The organism is Paractinoplanes tereljensis (assembly GCF_016862435.1).
Lineage (GTDB): Bacteria > Actinomycetota > Actinomycetes > Mycobacteriales > Micromonosporaceae > Actinoplanes > Actinoplanes tereljensis.
This window is the reverse complement of the sequence record NZ_BOMY01000054.1, coordinates 59,893-80,077: the sequence shown is the minus strand read 5'-3', so window position 1 is coordinate 80,077 and position 20,185 is coordinate 59,893. Positions and strand designations below refer to the sequence as shown.

The window sequence follows — 20,185 nt, the reverse complement described above, 5'->3', positions numbered from 1 at the left end:
GGCCCGTCAGCCGGTAGCCACTGTGGGTTCGCTCCCGGCGCAGCTCACCGTCATTTTGACGAAAGTGTTTCCGTGCCGGAAGGTGACCGACGGTTCTTCGGCCGGGCCGATATCGGTGTCGTCGACTTTGTAGGGCTTGGTGGTGCCCCAGGAGAGGATCTCGGCGGTCGACGGTTCCGGACAGATCGCGCGTATCCAGCCGGCGTCGGAGGTGAACGTGCGCTCCTCGGGAGCGGAGGTGGCCGTCGGTGTGGCGGTCGGCTCCGCATCAGCGGTGGCAGAATCTGCCGCAGGCCCGGCCGCCGCCCCGCGCGGAGGCGACGTAGCCGGCTCGGCCGCCGCGCCCAGCGCCGCGACCGCGACCGCCGCGCCGCTGGTCGCGGCCGGTTCGCCGGCGGCGGACGCCGCGGACGCCGTGAACGTGGGTGTCGCGGACGCCGGCGTGGACGTCGCCCCCGAGGGCAGCACCTGTGGAACGGCAGCCTGTCCGTCCCGCTGAAGGAGCCATGCCGTGCCGGCGGCGCCGAGGAGCGCGGCGGTGACCCCGGCGATCAGAAGCCACCGGCGTCCGGCCGGCGCGGCGACCTTCGTCGGCCGGACGGACGCGGAAAGGCCCTGCCCGGTGGCCTCGCCGCCGGCCGTTGCAGACGCGGGTAAGCGGTCGGGCTCGCCGGTCGCCATGTGTCTGCCGGCGCCCCGGGCCAGTAGCGCGGCGGCCTCCCGCGCGCTCGGCCGCATCGAAGGGTCCGTCTGCAAGCACCGGTTGCCCAGCTTGATGACGTAGTCGGGGACGCCGGGCACGGACGGCAGCAGCGGCGGCTCGAAGTAGGTGTGCTCCGACAGCATCTCGGTGGTGTCCTCGATCGTCCACGGTGAGCGCCCGATCAGCATGAGATGGAGCAACAGCCCGAGGGCGTACACGTCGGACGCCGGCTCGACGGCGTCGTCGCGGAGACGCTCCGGGGCCAGATAGGCCGCGGTTCCGTAGATCATCTCGTCCTCGGTGCCGACCCCGGCGGGGGCGATCGCCGCCGCGATGCCGAAGTCGACCACCTTGGCCCCGGTCGCCGAGAGCATCACGTTGGCGGGTTTGACGTCGCGGTGCACGAGGCCCTCGGCGTGGGCGGCCGCGAGCGCGGCCGCCACCTCCGCACCGACCCGCATGGCGAACCGGGGTTGCGGCAGGCCTTGGCTGAGACGCCCCAGCAACGTCCCGCCGGGCACGAACTCCATCACGACGTACGGCACGTCGTTCGCCTCGCCGTAGTCATGCACCTGCGCGATGTTCGGGTGGGTGATCGCGGCGGCCGCCCGCGCCTCGAGCCGGACCCGGTCGCGGAACTCCGGATCGCCGGCCCATTCCGGCGCCAGCACCTTGATCGCAACGGTACGGGCGAGCACCTCGTCGCGGGCCTCCCAGACGACGGCCATGCCGCCCTCACCGGCCGGGCGGACCATGCGGTAACGCCCGCCGAGCAGGTCGCCTTCGACCGGCGTCCAGGTCGGATGGTGGTACCGGCCGAACCCGTCGTCCTCAGGTTCTGCGTTCACCACGGTAGTTTGCCGTCATCGCCGGCCGGATGCACACCCGGGAACGCACAAATGCGTACGTTCCCGCCACCGCTTCACCCGTCCTGAAAGGAGGGCCGTCGGGAAGCCGGGTCAGAGTTCTACTTTTTGGCCCTTGCCTATCACGACGATGCCGTTGTCGGAGACGGTGTAGAGCTTGCGGTCCCGATCCAGGTCTACGCCGATCTGGGCGCCCTCGGGGATGACCACGTTCTTGTCGATGATGGTGTTGCGCAGGATGGCTCGGCGGCCCACCGAGACGCCCTCCATCAGCACCGAGCCCTCGACGTGCGCCCAGGAATTGATGCGCACGTTGGGGGAGACCACCGAGCGTTCCACCAGGGAGCCGGAGACCACGACGCCGGGGGAGATCATCGATTCGATGGCGCGGCCCTGGCGGTCGTCGAAGCCGTGCACGAACTTGGCCGGCGGCCATGAGCCGTAGTTGGTGAAGATCGGCCACTCGTGGTTGTAGAGGTTGAAGATCGGCAGCGTGGCGATGAGGTCCATGTGGGCCTCGTAGAACGAGTCGAGCGTGCCCACGTCGCGCCAGTAGCCGAGGTCGCGCTCGCTGCTGCCGGGCACGTTGTTGTCGCGGAAGTCGTAGACGTTGGCCTCGCCCCGCTCGACCAGCATCGGGATGATGTTGCCGCCCATGTCGTGCTTGCTGTCGGGGTTCTGCGCGTCCTTGGTCACCGCCTCGCACAGGGCGCGGGTGGTGAACACATAGTTGCCCATCGAGGCGTACACCTCGTCGGGGGAGTCGGGCAGGCCCTCGGCGTCGCGCGGCTTCTCCCGGAAGGCGCGAATCTTCTTACCGTCGGAATCCACGTCGATCACGCCGAACTGCCAGGCGTCCGACTTGGGCTGCCGGATGCCTGCCACCGTGACCGCGGCGCCCGAGGCGATGTGGTCCTCGACCATCTGCTTCGGGTCCATGCGGTAGATGTGGTCGGCGCCGAACACGATCACGTAGTCGGGCGACTCGTCGTTGATCAGGTTGAGGCTCTGGTAGATCGCGTCGGCCGACCCGGCGAACCAACGCGGACCGAGACGCTGCTGGGCCGGCACCGGGGTGACGTAGTTGCCGAGCAGCGTGGACATCCGCCACGTTTTGGTGATGTGCCGGTCGAGGGAATGCGACTTGTACTGGGTCAGCACGACGATCTTGAGATAGCCGCCGTTCGCCAGATTCGACAGCACGAAGTCGATCATGCGGTAGATGCCGCCGAAGGGCACACCGGGTTTGGCCCGGTCCGCCGTCAGGGGCATCAGGCGCTTACCCTCACCACCGGCCAGAACGATCGCAAGCACCTTGACAGCCATGGAAGGACGCTAACTTTCCGCCAGCACTAATGCCAGCCGAAGAAGGCAACTCGGCGAGTGACAGGCTACCTGATCTTGCGCGGCGGCGCGCCGGTTCCTTGGTTACGCACTAGGCTCGCAGGCGTGACCACATCGCTGCGCGTCGACCTCATCACCAGGGAATACCCGCCGGAGGTGTACGGCGGGGCCGGTGTCCACCTGGAATATCTCGCGCGTGACCTGCGGCCCCTGGCCGACGTCCGGGTGCACTGCTTCGGCGCGCCGCGCACCGAGCCGGGCGTGACCGCCTACCCCGACCTCGGCGAACTGTCCGGGGCCAACGCGGCGCTGCGCACGATGGGGGTCGACCTGGCGATGGCGGCCGGCTGCGAGGGCACGAACATCGTGCACAGTCACACCTGGTACGCGAACTTCGCCGGGCACACCGCCAAGCTCCTGCACGGCGTCCCGCACGTGGTCACCACGCACAGCCTCGAACCGCTGCGCCCGTGGAAGGCCGAGCAGCTCGGCGGCGGTTACGCGCTGTCCTCGTTCTGCGAGCGGGTCGCGATCGAGCACGCCGACGCGATCATCGCGGTCTCCGGCGGCATGCGGCGCGACGTGCTCACCGCCTATCCCTCGGTCAACCCGGACAAGGTACGCGTCGTCTACAACGGCATCGACACCACGCAGTACGCGCCGGACCGTGGCACCGACGTGATCGAGCGGCTCGGCATCGACCTCAACCGGCCCAGCGTCGTGTTCGTCGGCCGGATCACCCGGCAGAAGGGCCTGCCCTATCTGATGCGGGCCTGCCACGACCTGCCGCCGGAGACCCAGATCGTGCTGCTGGCCGGCGCCCCCGACACCCCGGAGATCGCCGCCGAGGTGGCCGGGCTGGCCGACGAGCTGCGCAAGGCCCGCGACCCGCAGGGCGTGATCTGGGTGCAGGAGATGCTGCCCAAGCACGAGGTTGTCCAGGTGCTCACGCACGCGACCGTGTTCGTCTGCCCGTCCATCTACGAGCCGATGGGCATCGTCAATCTCGAGGCGATGGCCTGCGAGACCGCCGTCGTCGCTACCGCGACGGGCGGAATCCCCGAGGTGGTCGCGGACGGCGAGACGGGCCTGCTGGTGCCGATCGAACAACTTTCCGACGGTACGGGTACGCCGGTGTCGCCCGAGAAATTCGTGGCCGACCTGGCCTCGGCGATGACCACACTGATCCGGGATCCGCAGCGGGCCGCCACGATGGGGCTGGCCGGCCGGCGCCGGGCGGTGGAGAAGTTCAGCTGGTCCCGGATCGCGGTGGACACCCTCGAGGTCTACAACTCGGTGCTCTGAACGCTCTGTTCACCCAAGATGGCCCGGGCGGCCGCCCGGCCGCTGAGCCAGGCGGTCTGCACGCGGGGCCGGCCGAAGGCGTCACCACAGACGTACACGTTGCCGTACCGGGCGAAGTCGCCACTTCCCGGGCGCGGTTGGGCGTACGGCCAGAAGCGGGTCTTGATCTCCGGGTTGTCCTTGATGTTCAGCAGGTCGCCGACGGCCTCGGCCAGCTTCTGGCCGGTCCGGTGCTCGCGGGCGTAACCGGCGGTCGAGTGCGCGACAAGCACCGGGGCCCGGTCACCGCGGCGGTCGCCGTCGTCGATCACGGTGGCCAGCACCGGATCGTCGTTGACGAACGCCCCGGCGAAATCCGGCCAGGTGCGCTCGGCGTACGTCAGGATCGCCGTCACCACCGGTGACCAGGTCTGTTCCGCTGTTTCGGGGAAGATCGCGGCGGCCTGCGGGCCGGGCATCGCCAGGACCACCGTGGCGGCGTCCGGCAGCTCGGTGACCTCGGTGTTCAGCGTGATCTCGAGTCCCCGGGCCAGGTCCCGGGCCAGGCTGTTCAGGCCGCCGGGGGCCGCCCAGCGGGTCGTCGGCGGCCCCTGCTGGCCACGCAGCGTGTCGGTCCACGGATGGGCCAGACCGGCGATCCGCCAGGATTGGAGCCGGCCGAGGAAGGCCGGGTCGTCGGCGGTCAGGTAGGCGGCGCCGGTGTCCACCCAGCGGCCGTCCAGGTGCTCACTGGCCAAACGGCCGCCGACAAGGTCACTTCGTTCGATCACCCGGGCCGGAAGTCCGGCATCGACCAGCTCACGGGCACAGGCGAGACCGGCGATCCCGGCTCCGACGACAACGACGGTCATGCCTGAGAACTTACGGCGGCCGGGCCGTTCGCACCGGCGAGGCAGACTGTTCCCCATGCGCCACCGCCGTCGTCCCCCCGTTCGGCTGACCCTCACGCTGGTGTCGGTGTTCTTCGCGGTCTCGGTTCTCGGCCTCGGCCTGCTCCGCGCCGCGATCTACCAGCCCGACCCGGTGGACAGCCGGGTGTCGGCGGCGCCGATCGCGGTCCCGACCGACGGCCCGGTCGTCGCCGGCAAATGCGGCGGCTTGCCGCTGAAGGCGACCCGGCAGGTCCGAGGCTTCTGGCTCACCACGGTCATGAACATCGACTTCCCGAGCCGGCCCGGGCTGTCCCAGGCGCAGGTCAAGGCCGAATATGACGGCTGGCTCGACGTGGCCGTGGCGCAAAACCACAACGCGATCTTCGTGCACGTGCGGCCCAGCGGCGACGCGTTCTGGCAGTCCGACTACGCGCCCTGGTCGGAGTGGCTCACCGGCAAGCGGGACGGGAAATCGCCCGGCTGGGACCCGATGGCGTACATGATCGAGCGGGCGCACGCCCGGAATCTGGAGTTCCACGCCTGGCTCAACCCGTACCGGGGGACGCAGCCCGGCCCGGACGGGCCCGGCGCCGATTTCGCCAAGCTCGCCCCCAACCATCCGCTTCTCGCGCATCGCGACTGGGCGATCGCCTACCCCAAGGGCAAGACCGGCCGGCTCTACTTCGACCCGGGCAACCCGGCCGCGCGCGCCTTCGTCGAGGACGCGATGCTCGAGGCCGTCCGGAAGTACGACATCGACGGCGTGCACTTCGACGACTTCTTCTACCCCTATCCGGAGGCCGGCCAGGACTTCCCGGACGGCGCCAGCTACGCCAAGTACGGCAAGGGCAAGTCGCGCGGCGACTGGCGGCGGGCCAACGTGGACACCCTGGTCCGCGAGATGAACACCAAAATCAAGCAGCTCAAGCCGTGGGTCAAGTTCGGGATCAGCCCGTTCGGCATCTGGCGCAACGCCGAGACCGACCCGGCCGGATCAAATTCCCACGGCCTTGAGGCGTACGACGCGATCTACGCCGACACCCGCAAGTGGGTGCGCGAGGGCTGGCTCGACTACATCGTCCCGCAGCTGTACTGGAACATCGGTTTCGCCAAGGCAGACTACGCGAAGTTGCTGCCCTGGTGGACCAACCTGGTCAAGGGCAGCAAGGTGCAGCTGTGGATCGGGCAGGGCGACTACCGGGTGGGGGAGACGGGCGCCTGGAGCAACCCGGCCGAGCTCGACCGGCACCTCGACCTCGACGAGAAGGCCGGGGTGCAGGGCGAGGTCCACTTCAGCGCGAAATCGGTGCGGACGAATCGGCTCGGCGCGACCAAGCGTTATTTCGACGCCCACTACGCCGCACCCGCCCTGGTCCCGGTGATGAAGCAGTTGCCGTCCGCACCGCCCGGAGCGCCGGCGCTGACCGGCGCCCAGCGGTCCGGTTCGGTGCTGAAGCTCGACGCGCAGGCCGCCGCCGGCCCGCCGGCCTCCAGCTGGGCGCTCTACCGGGTCTCGGGCGGCGCGGCCGCATTGGTCGCCACTGGGCACACCGGCGCGCAGGTCGCCGATCCGGCTCCGGTGGCGAAGGCCACCTACTGCCTGACCGGGCTCGACCGGTCCGGCAACGAGGGGCCGGCCAGCGCGCCGTTCACGGCCTGAGCGGCGAGGTCCCACAGCCGGTCGGCGGCCTCCGGGTCGAGCGACCAGGCGGCCACGTTCTGCCCGACGACCGCCTCCTGGTTGTCCTCGTCGAAGTAGCGGCCGGTCACCCCGTCGAGCAGCGGCGACGCGGCCAGCAGCACCTCGGTGGCGGCACCCTGCTCGACGGTCTTGAAGTTGTCCGGGTGCAGCAGCGTGCCGTCGTCGGCCATCGCGCCCATCGACCGCATCGTGCCGGTGTCGAGGTGCCGCTGCAGGGCGGTGTGGATGCGGCCCGGGGCCATCGCGTTCGCGGTGATCCCGTCGGCGGCCCAGCGGTTCCCGATCGCCACCGCGAGCAGCACGTCGGCGGTCTTGGACTGGCTGTACGCGGCCCACGGGTCATAGGGGCGGTGCTCGAAGTGGGGGTCGTCGAAGTGGACGGGCGACCCCATCTGGGCGCCGGAGCTGACCAGGACAATTCGGGCACTGTTGTGCAGGTGGCCGTGCAGGCCGGTGATCAGCGCGAAGTGCCCGAGGAAGTTGGTCGCCAGCTGCATCTCCCAGCCGTTGGCGGCGAGGGTCAGCTCGGGCAGCGCCATGATCCCGGCGTTCGCGACGATCCCGTGCAGCGGCCCGCGCCAGGCGTCCGTGAAGGCTTTGATGCTCGCCAGGTCACTGAGGTCGAGCTGCTTGCGGGTGGTCGCGACGACCTCGGCTCCGACGTCGGCGAGCGCTTTACCGGCCGCCGCGCCGAGCCCCGAACCGCCGCCGGTGACCAGGAACCGCTTCCCGGTCAGATCGACGCCGGCCAGGACCTCGGCGGCGGTAGTGCGGACGGTGTAAGGGGTGGTTACTCGTGTCATATGCTCAGCTTATGGATTTGCGCTGGACGCGGAATGGTTCTGAGTCCAGGATAGTTGCGTGAACGTCCAGGACCCGCTCGAAGACGTGCTCGCCCTCGTCGGCACCAGCAGCAGCCTCTCCACCGGCCTGATCGCCGGCGGCGCCTGGGCCCTCGACTTCGACCCGCCGCCGGCCGTGAAGTTCAACGCCGTGCGGCGCGGCCACTGCCTGCTGATCGTCGACGGGGTCGTCTATCCGCTGGCCACCGGCGACTGCTTCCTGCTCACCCGCTCCCAGCGGTTCGTGCTGGCCAGCGGCCCCGACGTGCCACCCGCCCCGGCCGGCCCGGTCTTCGCCGCCGCCGGCCCCGATGGCTTCGCCCGCACCGGCACCGGCGACGACGTGTTCCTGCTGGGCGGCCGCTTCGACTTCGGCGCCCGAGCCCGCGAGCTGCTCCTGGACGCCCTGCCCCCGGTCCTGCACGTGCCCGCTTCGTCGCCGGCCGCTGCCGCCTTGAGCTGGTCCCTGACCCAGATCGAGGCCGAACTGCGCGACCGCCCGGTAGCGTCCGGCCTGGTCGCCGAGCACCTGGCCCTGGTCATGCTGATCCACATGCTGCGGCTGCACCTGGCCGAGGCTCCCGGGGCCGGCCCCGGCTGGCTGGGCGGCCTGGCCGACCCGGTGGTGGCCCCCGCGCTGCGCGCCCTGCACGCCGACCCGGCCCGCGCCTGGACGGTAGCCGACCTGGCCGCGGTCGCCGCGGTGTCCCGCTCCACCCTGGCCGCCCGCTTCAAACAGGCGGTCGGCCAGGGCCCACTCGACTACCTGACGGGTTGGCGCATCGAACTGGCCGCCGCCCGCTTGCGGCGCGGCGACGGCACGGTAGCGGCCATCGCCAGAGCCGTCGGGTACGGCTCGGAGAGCGCCCTGAGCACCGCGTTCAAGCGGGTCACCGGCCAGTCCCCCCGCGAATACCGCCGACCGGCCTAGATCGGGGTATCTATGCTGGCCGGGTGGCAGCGTGTCCCGAGCTGGCCGCCGCACTCCGGTGGCTCTTCGGGGTAACCCCGAGGAAGCAGGTTTGACTACCGCACCGCATCGCCGGCGCACGTCCGCGCTTCGCGCGGCTCGGCGCAGGCACGACCGGGAATCGTCGGGGCACGCTGCTCCCGCCGCCCAGGTCGCGGGCGCTCTGGCCGACGCCCTGCTCACCACGAGCTGGCAGCCCGACGACATGGTCGCGGTGGTCCGGTCGGTGGCCGGCGGCCGTCCGATCCGGGCCCGGCGCCTGGTCGAGGCGGTGCTGCAGGCCTATCCGCGCGCCCCCGCCGACCGCCCCCGGGAACTGCGCCGGTTCCTGGCCGCCCTGCCCACCAAGCCGCGCACGACGGTGCGCCGAGCCGTCATCCGCCATCGGCTGGCGGTGCCGACCCAGGTCGTACACCTGCGGTGGAATGCTCCCGCCCTGAGCGACCTGGCCGACCTGGCCGATTTTTTCGGCCTGGACGGCGACGCCTTGGACTGGTTCGCCGACCGCCGCGAGATAAACCGCAAGGCCAACGACCAAAAACTGCGCCATTACCGGTACGGGTGGCTTCCGCACCGCCTGATCGAGGCCCCGAAGCCCCGCCTGCGCGCCCTGCAACGACGTCTGCTCGACCGGATCCTGTCGGCGGTGCCGGTCCACGACCGCGTGCACGGTTTCGTGCCCGGCCGCGGAACACACACCTTCGCCCAGCTGCATGCCGGCGCCCCCGTGCTGGTGAGCATGGACCTGCGCGCGTTCTTCTCCAGCATCACCGCGGCCCGTATCTACGGCCTGTTCCGTGGCATCGGCTACCCCGAGCCGGCAGCGCACGCCCTGACCGCCCTGACCACCACCCGAACACCGGCCCGCGTGCTGCGAGCGGCGCCCGACCCGTACCTGGCCGCCCTGCTGCGCCGCCCGCACCTGCCGCAGGGCGCGCCGACGTCCCCCGCGCTGGCCAACCTGTGCGCCTTCCGCCTGGACCGCCGCCTGACCGGCCTGGCCGACCGCTTCGGCCTGACCTACGCGCGCTACGCCGACGACCTGGCCTTCTCCGGCACGCTGAGCCGCACCCGCATCGACCGGCTGGTCACGCTGGCCACCCAGATCGTCCACGAGGAGGGCTTCCGCACCCACCCAGGCAAGACCCGGGTCCGCACCAGCTCCCAGCGCCAGTCCCTGACCGGCCTGGTGGTCAACGCAAACCCCGCGGTGCCCCGAGAGGACTACGACCGCCTGCGTGCCATCCTGCACAACGCGGCCACCCACGGCCTGGCCGACGCAAACCGGGACGGCCACCCCGACTTCGCCGCCCACCTGGCCGGCCGAGTCGCCTGGATGTCCCAGGCCCACCCCTCCCGCGCCGCCAAACTCAACGCGCTGCTCGAGCGTGCGCTGGGGCCAGAAGTGCCGCGGCCAGGACGCCGGTGATTCGCTTCTCCCACTCGGCTGGGGTCCACTCGCACAGGTCGGTCAGCTGCAGCCATCAGCGCCTGGGCACCGGAACCGGCCGCCCTCGCGCACTTGCGCCCACCCGTTCTGCTGGTCCAGGGCGGTGCCAGCTCGCCGCTTGTCCACCGGCTGATCGCCCATCTCGCCGACCTGATCGCCGCCGCCGACCGCATGGTCTTCGTGGTGCGTCCCACCGCCATCGGCAAGCGCTGAGCGGCCCGTCGTCGCCGAGCCGGCCGGCGGAGAGGCTACTTTGCTCGGATGAGTCTTCTCGATGACGTGGCGAAGCGTGACGGCTGGCGATGCTGGGTGTGCGACGAGCCGGTCGACGCCGACATGTCGGTGAACGACCCGCGTGGCCCCAGCGTCGACAGCCGCACTGCCGACAAGAAGGCCAAGGTCGCCGAGCGGCTCGCGCACCGCGCCTGCAACACCCGCAAGGGCGCGGTCAAGGTGGTCATCGCCTGGCCCGACCGCCTACACGTGATCGAGCCGGCCCCGCTGATCGCGGTAGCCGACCGCCTGGAACGCAAGGGCGGCCGCGAGCTGGTAGCCCGCTGCCCCAGCAAGAAGGACGCCCAAGAGGCGGCGGACTGGCTGGTAGACCGCTTCTCCCGCCTGGCCCCCGGCCTGCCGGTGACCGCAACCGTGGACGCCGGCGGCGGCCAGTTCTTGGTGGCCCTGGCGACCGGCCGCCGCTGACTGAGCCGGCGGCCCGGATCTGAACTGGGCTAACGCTCACCCCGTACGGTTGCTGCCGACCGTGGGGGTCGAGGTCCATGAGGACCGCGGATGCCAACCGTTGTCGGAAACCAGCACAAGCCTGTAACTGTCCGGTCGGGGCGGACCACGCTGCGAGGATGCCGAAGACGACGGCGGGAATATTCATGAGCTATCGCCGGGCCGATCCCGGCGGCTACGCGCGGCGGCTGTACCAGTGGCTCCGCACGCACTTCGGCTCGCAGCCGTTCAAGGACACCGACAGCCTCCGGCCGGGCGACGACTTCGCCCGCCGGCTCCGCGCGGCCGTCAGCAGCGCCGACGCCCTGCTCGCCATCATCGGACCGAACTGGGCGGACCTGACCGACGGCAGCGGCCGCCGACGGTTGATGGATCCGCAGGATTTCGTTCGCGCGGAGATCTCCCTGGCTCTGTCCGGCGACATCCCGGTGATACCGGTCCTGATGCCCGGCGCGGCGATGCCATCGCGCTCCGTTCTCCCGGAAGACCTGCAGGAACTCGCCGGAAAGCCACCGGTCCGGTTGCGGGCGGACCGGTGGCCCGACGACATGGAAGCACTCGTCGCCACGCTGGAGGGCCTCGGAGTGCGCCGTCAGCTGGGGCGGATCGGGCCGCAAACGGTCAACTACCTCACCGTGGTGAGGCGCCTGGGCGGTCATACCGGTGGTGTGAGCGATGTCGCGTTCACCGCTGATGGCCGATGGGTCGTCACGGCCGGTGGCGGTCCGTCGATGTCATCGTTCGGCCGTCTCCGGGACGCGGACGACGTTCCCTCCCTGGGTGACCGCAACGTGCGGGTCTGGCGGATCGCCGACGGCGGCGTGGTCCACATGCTCGGCCACGACGGCTGGGCCGTCGCGGTCGCCGTCGCGCCGGACGGGGCGACGCTGGCCACCGGCGACGGCGAGTCAACGCGGCTGTGGGATCTGCGGGCCGGAACCCGGAAACGCACGTTCCCGGGCCGGTGCACGGCCCTGGCCTTCGCACCGGGAGGTGGTCTGCTCGCCGCCGGCCACGGCGACGGCGCGGTGACCATCCGGCGGGTGCCTGACGACGCCGTGTTGCACACCAGCACGGAACACCGCGAAGCGGTGACCTCACTTGCCTTCGCCGTGGACGGCGCGACGCTGGCCTCGGGTTCGAGAGACCGGGTTGTCCGCGTGCGGCGATCACCGGACTGGGCCCGGTCCAGGAAGTTGCACGCTTCCGCCGCCGTCCGCGACGTCACCTTCGCGCCGGACGGCAGCGTCCTGGCCGCTGCCTGCGAGGACGGACAGATCCGCAGGTGGCGGGTGAACGACGGCAGCGATCTGCCCGCCCTGAGACACCCGGCCGGCTGGGCCTGCAGCTTGGCATACACCCCGGACGGTGGCCTGCTCGCCTCCGGCTCCAGCACCGGCACTCTGCGGCTGTGGCCGTCCGCGTCGGACGAGCCGTTGCGGATTCTGGACATCGGCGGGCAGATCGATCGGCTCGCCTTCTCGGCGGACGGCAGCACTCTCGCCGCCGCGGTGTGGAACACCAACGCCTACCTTCTGCGAGCGGAGCCACCCCCATGACCGATGTCTATATCAGTCACTGGTCCGGGGCCTCGGGATACGCCTATCCACTGCTGGACGCGTTTCGTGAGCGACTCGGCGACAGCCACGTGCAACTGCGGGACGACGACGGCCCTGCGGATCTGCCCCACTGCGATGCGATGATCGTGCTCGTCGACCGCGGCTGGACCGCATGGGCGGATCCCGTGCGCACCGAGGTGGCGACCGCCCTGAGGCGCGGCGTCCGGGTGATTCCGGTGCTGGTGCAGGGCGCCACCATGCCATCGGCGGGCGACCTCCCCGACGAGCTCGCGCCACTGGCGGGCCGCAATCACGAGATCCTCCGGGAGGAGGCGTGGACGAGGGACCTCGACCACCTGGCCGAGATCTTGGCGGGCCTGACGGCGGACCGTCCGGCGATCGCGGCGGCGAACGGCGGCCGGGTTCGCCTCGCCCGCCGGATCCCGACCGGTGGGCCCGCGGTGACCTCGCTCGCCTTCGGGCCCGACGGTCAGACCGTGTTGGCCGGAGGCTTCGACGGAACCGTCCGTGTCATGCGGATCAACGACGGGACGGTGAGCCGTTCCATCCACGCCCACTCCGACCGGATCTCCGCTCTCGCGATCGCCCGGGACGGGCTGACCGTCGCCACGGCCTCGACCGATCCGATGGTGCGCATCTGGAACGCCGGGAACGGAGCGGCGCGGCGGCAACTCGACGGCAGCCCGAAGTGGGTCGCCTGGGCCCACCGCAAGTTCGCCGGCGGCGTCCTGGAGGTGGTGTTCGCGCTGGCCGTCTCTCCCGCCGGGGATGTCATCGCGTCCGGCCAGGGTGACGGTGCCGTGCGCCTCTGGTGGCTGGGCAACGACGAGTTCCGTAAACGATCCGGTCACCACGACCGCGTCACCGGCCTGGATTTCTCCCCGGACGGCCGGCTGCTGGCCTCGGCGAGCTGGGACGGCACGGTGCTGATCCGTAGTGTCGGCGACGGCTCTACCGTGCTGAAGCTCACCGACCCGGGTCTGCCCGATCCGCGGCCGGGCATCGAGGTTGCCCACCACCTCGGACCGTCCTGGGCGGTCAGCGCCGTCCGATTCTCACCCGACGGCCGGTTCCTTGCCACCGCCTCGGGCAACGGGTTCGTCCGCGTCTGGCGGGCCGGCGACGGCGCCGCTGTCCTGGCGATCGAGGGGCACGATCGCGACGTCATGTCGGCTCTGCGGCTTGCGAGGGGACTCGGTCTTGGTGAACAGGTGCCGATGATGGGCGGCGTCCGCGCGGTGGGTTACTCACCGGACGGCTCGGTGCTGGCCTCCGGCGCCGACGATCACACCGTACGGCTGTGGCACAGCTCGACGGGCGCGGCGCTGCAGGTTCTGACCGGCCATACCGCCGGCGTTTCCTCGGTCGCCTTCTCGCCCGACGGACGTCTGCTGGCCTCGGGAGCGTGGGACGGCGACGTCCGTCTTTGGGCCGTCAGCTAGGGCCGGACCTAGTAGTCACCGATGGTGACCGCGACCGGGATGGGCAAGGTGGCGTCCATGCGCGAATCGTCGACCGGCGGGTAGTACAGGACGGCATCCGCCTCGGTCACGAAGCGGCCGGCGGGAGCGGTGACGTGCAGGCGACGCCCCGCGAGCCGGGCCAGGCTTTCGACGACGATCGCCGGCCCGGCGCCCAGATGCTCAATGAGCTGCGATCGCCGGAATGGCGGCACGACGAGGAACAGATCGATTGCCTTTGCCACCGCGAAGGTGTCCGCGGGTGCGTCGTTGGCCCGGTTGACCGCGACGCAACTGTTACCGCGCACGAACCAGACGGCGCCGCCGACTCCGGCGTCGTCGACCACGGCCCGGCTGATGTCGCCCACGTCGAGGCCATGTTCCACGGCCGGCGGCAGGTCGGGGCGCATGACGTGCTCGAGAGTGGTCTGCAGCTGGCCGAGCGCTTCCCGATCGCTGGGCAACTCGGCCAGCGAGACGCGGACCCACGCCGCGCCGCGCTCCCAGACCGAGGCCGTCTCGCCGGTCTCGCCCATCGGTACCAGCTTGAGCGAATGCCAACCGGCGAGGTCGACCGGGTGCAACCGGACGCCGGCGTTGAAGACCGGGCGCCGCCGGGTATCGCCTGCGTTCGGATCGGTCATTCCCAGCTCCCTCTGCTCTGCCGCAATGGTTTCAGGCGATCGACCGGCGTTGCCGGGTGCCGGGCTGTGGCTGGCACTGGGCGCATCCGCTGGGTGTCGGTGGGCAGAGCCGCCGCCGGTAGGTCAGCGACGTGCAGTCGCCGAACACCATGTTGATCGGCAGCAGCGGCGTGTGCGGTGCCGTGCCCGGATCGGCGTCGCCGTCCACGTGCAGGCAGCCGTCGTAGACCAGATCGGTGTCGGTCGCACCGTTGGTCCAGGCGACCTCGTGATAGCTGAAGCCGCCGTTGAACGGTACCGCCCAAGCTCCGGTGCCGATGGCCAGCAGCGGGTTCAGATCGAAGGAGCTCGCCATCCGCGACTGCCAGAGCTCGCAGCCGAGCACGTTAGCCAGGGTGGACACGGTGTTGGCGCTGTCGGTGCAGTTCACCTTGCCGCCCAGGCCGACGCCGCCGGCAAGCCGCTCCAGCATCTCGGTGAGCTGGAAGGGTGCCCAGCCGTACATGGTGTTACCGCTGACCGTGTCGTAGCTGATTACGCCGCTGGCGTTGTAGGCCTGGGTGACCGCGGCTGCGGCGGTGACCTCGTCCACGGCCCCGGAAGCGTAGCCGCACGCGCGGTCGAGTGCGGACGCCCATGGCCGTCGGCTGATCCACGGCTCGGCCACCGGGCGGCGCAGCACCGTGAAGATTCGATGCCAGCTCGACCCGACCGTGACCGGCACGCCCGCCCCAGGGGTGTCGCGGGCGTACCAGTCGAGCGAGATCGACAGTGCCTGCACCGATCTCGGCAGTGGGTACATGAACTCCATGTCGATCGGCGCGCTGATGCCGGACGGCCCGAACACCGGTGTCACGGTTGCCCGGCGCACCCCGCCGAGGGTACCGACCGCCCCGAGTGCGTAGGCGGCGCCGGGGGTCCACCCCAGGCCGCGGCGCAGCGTCACCTGGACCCGGACCAGCGTGCCCATTTCGTAGGCCGCCGGATGGGACCGGACCCCGGCCACCCATTCGGGGGTACTGACCGGCGTCGTCGCGTCGAGGCTCAGCGGGATCGCCGTCCTCCGGTCGTCGTCGAAACGAACTGTCTCGACGCTGAACGGTGCCGGGGGCGGGACGATCGGCGGCAGCGGGCCCGCGCTGATCACCTGCAGCTTCTGGTCGGTGGCGATCGCGATGAGGCTGTCGTCCTGGTTGGGGCCGACGCCGGAGGGGCGCCACGCCAGGCCGGTCGTCACGCTCGCCGGCACCAGTGGCCCGAAGGTGAGTCCCTGCAGGCTGTTCGACGGGTCCCGCTGTACGCAGTGGAGGCCGGCCCGTGCCGCATCGAAGGCGAGGAAGAAGGGTGCGGTGCGGCCGCCGATCGTCTCCACGATGGCCGGGGCGGCGAGATCGATGACGCTGATCCGGGCGGTGTCCTGCTCGGTGACCCAGGCCGTCCGCTCTGCATCGTCCACCAGCAGCCCGACCGGATGCCCGAGTCCGGAGTACAGGACGGTGGACACCTTGGTGGCCAGGTCGATCATGCGCAGTTCGCCGGAGTCGTAGCACACCACGTACAGCCGGTCCGCCTTGGGCGAGAGGGCGAGCTGGTGCGGCGCACCGCCGGAGTTGTCGATCGTGGTGGACTCGTTCGGGCCGAAGACCTCTCGGATCGAACCGGTCCGCTCCGAGACGAACATCCGCCCGCTGTCCCAGTGCCGGATCACGTCCTGCGGAAAGGACAGCCCGGTCAGCACTGTCTCGACCTCGCCGGTGCGGATCTCGACGCGGATGAGCTCGCCGTTGGACCACTCCACGACATACGCGATCGATCCGTCCGGTGCCAGATCCACCCCGACGCCGGCCCCGAGCCCGCCCACGACGTCAGTGATCATGTTTGTCCCGCCCCGCGGCGTGGCGCAGGCACCGGCAGAGCGCCTCGAGGTCTAGGCCCCATTCCCGGGCGCGGCCGGGGTCGAGCACGCCGCCCCGGCAAACGCACTCCACCAGGTCGCCCACGGGATCGTTTGTCGGTCCCGGCCGGTTTCCGCCGGGCCAGGCGACTACCGTGCGCAGCGCTTCGCGCGCGAACGGCGCGCCGTACGAGGTATCGCCGGTGGCGCGGATCGCGATCCGCCAGACGCCGGAGGTGGTGACGAGGAAGCTGCCGTCGAACTGGGCGCCGGGACTGCTCGCCAGCGGTACGCCGAAGCCCGACCCGTCCGGGCGCGTGACCTCGGCGATGACTCGGGCCGGCCCGGTCAGGGGGCGGCCGTACTCCGTCAGCGACGCGCGCAGCCAAGCCGTCGCCCCCGGCTCACGCCCGGACTGCGTGACGGCGGCATCCATCCGCAGCGACGAGCGTGCCTGCGTCGTGACCGCGTAGCGCAGGCCGTGCACGATGCTGCCCACGCCGGTCTGCTCGGTTTCCTTGAGCCATTCCAGCCAGCGTTTACGGTTGAGCTCGAGCAGGGCGTGCCAGGACTGCGTGGGGTCCTGCGGTCCGACGATCGGCGACGGGAGCACGAGGCGGTAGAACGAGGTTCCCGGGCCCGAGACGAACCGGGCTCCCGGCCCGTTTGCGAGCCCGGAGCTGATTATCTGCCCGTCCGGTGCCTGCACCCGGAGGTCGACCAGGAACGGCGCCGGCGAGTGCAGGATGACGTCGATCTCGCGGTCGGTCTCGTTGACCGGAAACGGAATGCGCACGATGGTCCCGGGAGCGAGGACACCCTGCGGGTCGACGACGATCTCGGTGTTCGTGACACCGGCGAGGATCTGCTGGAAGTACTTCGTGAGCAGGAACCAGTCGTCGGTGTCCATCGCGCCGGTCATCAGGAGGTAGCCGTTCCGCTGCCCGGTGAGTGTGGCGAGACTCGCGGGCTGGATGTTCTCCGCGGTACCGACCCCGATGGCGTAGATGCGAGAGTGCAACTGGTCGGGGGTCAGCTGGCTGAGATACTTCGACGCGGTCTCGTTGCCGTCGGTCAGTACGACCATCGCCTGCGCGTCATAGCCGGCGGACCCGTCGAGCAGCGTCTGTGCAGCCTCCACCGCATCTCCGATCGCGGTCAGCCCGAACACGTTGGTGGCATGGTTGGCCACGAACGAGGCGAGGTCGAAACGCCCGGTGCCGCCGACCTCCGGTCCGGCGTCTTGGACGGCCATCGCCCCGGCGAGATCGGCATCGGTGTCCCAGCGGACCGCGCCGAGACCAGTGCCGTGATCGGCGAGGAGGGGGACGACCGCCGCGCTGTCGCGGACAAGTTGGATCTTCAGCCGGCCGTCGCCGGCCGGGTCGTTCATGCTGCCGGACCGGTCCAGCGACAGGACGAGAGCGGTCTTCACGCGAGCCACGGTGTTCGCGGACAGGCTCACCACGAACTGCTCGCCGGTCTCGACGCAGGTGATCGTGACATTGCCGAGTGCGGCGTCGCCGGCGACCGTACCCGTGTAGCGCAGCCAGATATGGAGCTGGTCCTCGGCGCATTCGAAACTCCCCGGCCAGGTCGCCGAGGGCCCGAGGTGCAGGACGAACGAGCCGGCCGGACCCGTGGTCGTGGTGGGACCGTTCGTCACGGTGAAGGTCCGAGGTCGCCAGCCGTGCACGCGGATGGTCACCGGCATCAGCGTCGGTTCGTGCTCGGGCACGTCGATGAACGCGACGGTGGGATCGACGCTGATCGTATTGCGGGTCACGCACACAGCCCGCTCGGCGTTGATCATCCCGAAGCCGTACCACCAGCTGTACTCGTTGACCCCGTCGCCGTCGTTGTCGCGCCACCGTCCGTCGGTGTCGGTGTTCGAGTAGTCGACGCGCTCGGCCGTTCGGGTGAGGATCGTCCGCGCTTCTGCCTCGGTGAGCGTGGGATCCATCGAGAGCAGCAGCGCGGCGACGCCGCTCACCAGTGGGGTGGCCGACGAGGTCCCGCCGAAGTTGTCGATGTACTCGAGGCCGCCCCCGGTGTGTCCCGCCAGTGTGCCCGCGCCCAGCAGGGTGGTGGTCGTGATGCCGACGGTTCCGCCGCTCGACGGCGCGGCCAGGTCAACGCCGTCGCCCCAGTTGGAATAGCCGGCCTTGACGTCGCCGTTCGTCACCGCGGCGATCCCGAATGTCCGCGCGTGCGCGGCGAACGGGCGCAGGGTCCAGAAGTCGTCGCTGGAACCGTTGCCGGTCGAGAAGAACATGAGCGTGCCGAGTCCACCGCGGCCGTCATCGGCGACCTGCGTGAACGTGCTGTCCATCAGAGCCGAGATCGGCCACGTGGCGGGGTTGTAGCCGCCCCAACTGTTCGTGATGACGTCGGCGCCGTGGGCGAGCTGAGCGGGAAAGGCGGGGTCGGGGCTGCCCGGATCGATACCTGCCATCCACAGATATATGTCCGAGAACTCGGTCTCGGCGATCGGGTTGACCCCCTGCACGGCGAGGATGCGGCAGTTGGGCGCGGCGCCCGATCCACCCTCCTGCTCACCGGGCGTCACCGAGGCGTTGTTTGCCTTGGCGGCGGCGACGCCGGCGCAGGCCGTGCCGTGATAGCCGTCGCCGAAGGCAGCCGCCGGATCGTCGTTGTTGGCGACCATCGCTCCGAAGTCGAAGAACTGCACGACCTTGCTCTGCCCGTCGGTGACGGTGCCCTGGAATTCCGGATGCGCCGCAGTCACGACGCCACCGGCGCCCGTCACGGATTCCACACCGGTGTCCATGACGCCGATCACGGTGTCGGCGGCGCCGAACGTGCGGTCCGCCGGATCGCCGGGATTGACGCCCACCGGGTTGGCGTCGCGCAGTCGCTGCCAGGCCCCGGGCGCGCCGACTCGCGCGAGGTGCCATTGGGAGGCGTACAACCGGTCGGTCGGATTGATCGCGTCCGTCTCGTAGGTGAAGGCGATGTCCGGCTCGGCCGAGACGATTGCCTTCTGTAGTTCGAGCCGCTCGGCGGCTTCGAGCACACCGAACCCGTCGGGGTGGCGAACGGTGACCACCCAGCGGTCCTGGAGAACGAGTCTGCGCGACAGCGAGGCTCCGGCCGCGTCGACCGCGGCGCGCACCGTCTCCTCCTTCGCGTCCGGAACGCTCTGTACGACGACCCGATCGGTAAGCATGCCCGTGCCCCGCGGCCCGGGGTTGACCAGCCGCCCGACGTTCCGGACTCCGCTGAGGGCACGGATGGCCGCCGACAACTCCACCAGGGCGCTCGGATCCACGTGGACGACGGCGAGCGTCGGGCCATGCGGGTGATCAACCCGGAGATCGCGCTGGGCCGCCCACACCGCCAGTTCCCGGGCCCCGTCCTGCCCGCGCGTGGCGACCGCGAGGACGTCGTCCGGGCTGCGGAACGGCACCCGGCCGCCGCGCCGCTTGAACGAGGGCAGGTCCGGCGTCGCCAGCACGACGTCGATCCTGTTGCGGCCCGGTAGGACCTCGACCACGCGCTGGTAAAAGGCCATTTCGGCGGCCTCGACCACGATCTCGACCGTGCCCGGCGGCATGTCATGGGCGAGGAAGTGACCCGGTCCCGCGTTCTCCGGCCGCACTCCGGCGATGCGGATCAGGGCGTCCGGGACCGGCCGTCGATCGACGTCGACAACCACGATCTCGAGAATTCCACGTCGCTTCGGATCAGGCTTCGGATCAGGCATTGCATGCTCCCGCAGCTCCAGGCGGAGGGGCCAAGGCGGGGATCGGGCGAGGGAAAAATAAAGGTAGCACAAGGTGATGGACAGG

At 70.6% G+C, this 20,185-nt stretch carries 15 protein-coding genes; 8 read left to right on the top strand and 7 right to left on the bottom strand.

Annotation, left to right across the window (positions count from 1 at the left end; genetic code table 11):
- Positions 1-6: 6 nt before the first annotated feature.
- Both Ate02nite_RS42605 and glgC read right to left on the bottom strand, forming a co-directional pair.
- Positions 7-1,551 carry a serine/threonine-protein kinase gene (locus tag Ate02nite_RS42605; protein WP_203813653.1) on the bottom strand — a complete coding sequence of 515 codons (1,545 nt, stop codon included), beginning with the start codon at positions 1,549-1,551 and terminating at the stop codon, positions 7-9.
- A 111-nt stretch (positions 1,552-1,662) separates the two neighbouring features.
- Complete coding sequence (glgC, locus tag Ate02nite_RS42600; RefSeq protein ID WP_203813652.1) at positions 1,663-2,895, bottom strand: glucose-1-phosphate adenylyltransferase; 1,233 nt, start codon at positions 2,893-2,895, stop codon at positions 1,663-1,665.
- A gap of 123 nt (positions 2,896-3,018) precedes the next feature.
- On the opposite strand from glgC, the gene glgA reads away from it, so the two are divergent.
- Positions 3,019-4,218 carry a glycogen synthase gene (glgA, locus tag Ate02nite_RS42595; protein ID WP_239148115.1) on the top strand — a complete coding sequence of 400 codons (1,200 nt, stop codon included), beginning with the start codon at positions 3,019-3,021 and terminating at the stop codon, positions 4,216-4,218.
- Here the strand turns inward: glgA and Ate02nite_RS42590 are convergent.
- On the bottom strand, positions 4,200-5,069 hold the full coding sequence (locus tag Ate02nite_RS42590) for an NAD(P)/FAD-dependent oxidoreductase (protein WP_203813651.1): 870 nt from the start codon (positions 5,067-5,069) through the stop codon (positions 4,200-4,202). The genes glgA and Ate02nite_RS42590 overlap by 19 nt on opposite strands.
- 55 nt (positions 5,070-5,124) lie before the next feature.
- Between Ate02nite_RS42590 and Ate02nite_RS42585 the strand changes: the two genes are divergently transcribed.
- Positions 5,125-6,750, top strand: a complete 1,626-nt coding sequence (locus tag Ate02nite_RS42585) for a glycoside hydrolase family 10-like protein (RefSeq protein WP_203813650.1) — start codon at positions 5,125-5,127, stop codon at positions 6,748-6,750.
- Here Ate02nite_RS42585 and Ate02nite_RS42580 read toward each other — a convergent pair.
- Positions 6,684-7,595, bottom strand: coding sequence for an SDR family NAD(P)-dependent oxidoreductase (locus Ate02nite_RS42580; protein WP_203813649.1), 912 nt, complete (start codon positions 7,593-7,595; stop codon positions 6,684-6,686). The genes Ate02nite_RS42585 and Ate02nite_RS42580 overlap by 67 nt on opposite strands.
- Positions 7,596-7,653: 58 nt before the next feature.
- On the opposite strand from Ate02nite_RS42580, the gene Ate02nite_RS42575 reads away from it, so the two are divergent.
- The 6 genes from Ate02nite_RS42575 (at position 7,654) to Ate02nite_RS42550 (ending at position 13,817) form a co-directional block, all read left to right on the top strand.
- Positions 7,654-8,565, top strand: coding sequence for an AraC family transcriptional regulator (locus Ate02nite_RS42575; protein WP_203813648.1), 912 nt, complete (start codon positions 7,654-7,656; stop codon positions 8,563-8,565).
- Positions 8,566-8,656: 91 nt separating this feature from the next.
- Complete coding sequence (locus tag Ate02nite_RS42570; RefSeq protein ID WP_203813647.1) at positions 8,657-10,033, top strand: reverse transcriptase family protein; 1,377 nt, start codon at positions 8,657-8,659, stop codon at positions 10,031-10,033.
- A gap of 93 nt (positions 10,034-10,126) precedes the next feature.
- Positions 10,127-10,267 (top strand): hypothetical protein, encoded by a 141-nt coding sequence (locus tag Ate02nite_RS42565; protein ID WP_203813646.1) that lies wholly within the window; start codon positions 10,127-10,129, stop codon positions 10,265-10,267.
- A 48-nt stretch (positions 10,268-10,315) separates the two neighbouring features.
- A complete protein-coding gene (locus Ate02nite_RS42560; protein ID WP_203813645.1) occupies positions 10,316-10,756 on the top strand; it encodes a hypothetical protein in 441 nt (146 codons plus the stop codon).
- Positions 10,757-10,914: 158 nt separating this feature from the next.
- The gene (locus Ate02nite_RS42555; RefSeq protein ID WP_203813644.1) at positions 10,915-12,354 is read left to right on the top strand and encodes a toll/interleukin-1 receptor domain-containing protein; all 1,440 of its coding nucleotides are present in this window, start codon (positions 10,915-10,917) and stop codon (positions 12,352-12,354) included.
- Entirely contained in the window at positions 12,351-13,817 is a 1,467-nt protein-coding gene (locus Ate02nite_RS42550) for a WD40 repeat domain-containing protein (RefSeq protein ID WP_203813643.1), read from the top strand. The genes Ate02nite_RS42555 and Ate02nite_RS42550 overlap by 4 nt, the downstream gene beginning before the upstream one ends.
- 8 nt (positions 13,818-13,825) lie before the next feature.
- Here Ate02nite_RS42550 and Ate02nite_RS42545 read toward each other — a convergent pair whose 3' ends face one another.
- Genes Ate02nite_RS42545 through Ate02nite_RS49615 form a run of 3 tightly spaced genes read right to left on the bottom strand, consistent with a single transcriptional unit; the run spans position 13,826 to position 20,100 of the window.
- A complete protein-coding gene (locus tag Ate02nite_RS42545; protein ID WP_203813642.1) occupies positions 13,826-14,479 on the bottom strand; it encodes a hypothetical protein in 654 nt (217 codons plus the stop codon).
- 31 nt (positions 14,480-14,510) lie between these two features.
- A complete protein-coding gene (locus Ate02nite_RS42540) occupies positions 14,511-16,355 on the bottom strand; it encodes a YncE family protein (protein ID WP_203813641.1) in 1,845 nt (614 codons plus the stop codon).
- Positions 16,345-20,100: a S8 family serine peptidase gene (locus tag Ate02nite_RS49615; protein ID WP_203813640.1), complete on the bottom strand. Its 3,756-nt coding sequence runs from the start codon at positions 20,098-20,100 to the stop codon at positions 16,345-16,347. Before Ate02nite_RS49615 ends, Ate02nite_RS42540 begins: the two co-directional genes overlap by 11 nt.
- Positions 20,101-20,185: the final 85 nt, after the last annotated feature.

Excerpts from the sequence above, each read along its gene's own strand:
- Ate02nite_RS42590 (WP_203813651.1), bottom strand. The coding sequence starts at position 5,069 with ATGACCGTCGTTGTCGTCGGAGCCGGGATCGCCGGTCTCGCCTGTGCC.
- glgC (WP_203813652.1), bottom strand. The coding sequence starts at position 2,895 with ATGGCTGTCAAGGTGCTTGCGATCGTTCTGGCCGGTGGTGAGGGTAAG.
- Ate02nite_RS42585 (WP_203813650.1), top strand. The coding sequence starts at position 5,125 with ATGCGCCACCGCCGTCGTCCCCCCGTTCGGCTGACCCTCACGCTGGTG.
- Ate02nite_RS42545 (WP_203813642.1), bottom strand. The coding sequence starts at position 14,479 with ATGACCGATCCGAACGCAGGCGATACCCGGCGGCGCCCGGTCTTCAAC.
- Ate02nite_RS49615 (WP_203813640.1), bottom strand. The coding sequence starts at position 20,100 with ATGCCTGATCCGAAGCCTGATCCGAAGCGACGTGGAATTCTCGAGATC.
- Ate02nite_RS42550 (WP_203813643.1), top strand. The coding sequence starts at position 12,351 with ATGACCGATGTCTATATCAGTCACTGGTCCGGGGCCTCGGGATACGCC.
- Ate02nite_RS42560 (WP_203813645.1), top strand. The coding sequence starts at position 10,316 with ATGAGTCTTCTCGATGACGTGGCGAAGCGTGACGGCTGGCGATGCTGG.
- Ate02nite_RS42555 (WP_203813644.1), top strand. The coding sequence starts at position 10,915 with ATGCCGAAGACGACGGCGGGAATATTCATGAGCTATCGCCGGGCCGAT.
- Ate02nite_RS42580 (WP_203813649.1), bottom strand. The coding sequence starts at position 7,595 with ATGACACGAGTAACCACCCCTTACACCGTCCGCACTACCGCCGCCGAG.
- Ate02nite_RS42540 (WP_203813641.1), bottom strand. The coding sequence starts at position 16,355 with ATGATCACTGACGTCGTGGGCGGGCTCGGGGCCGGCGTCGGGGTGGAT.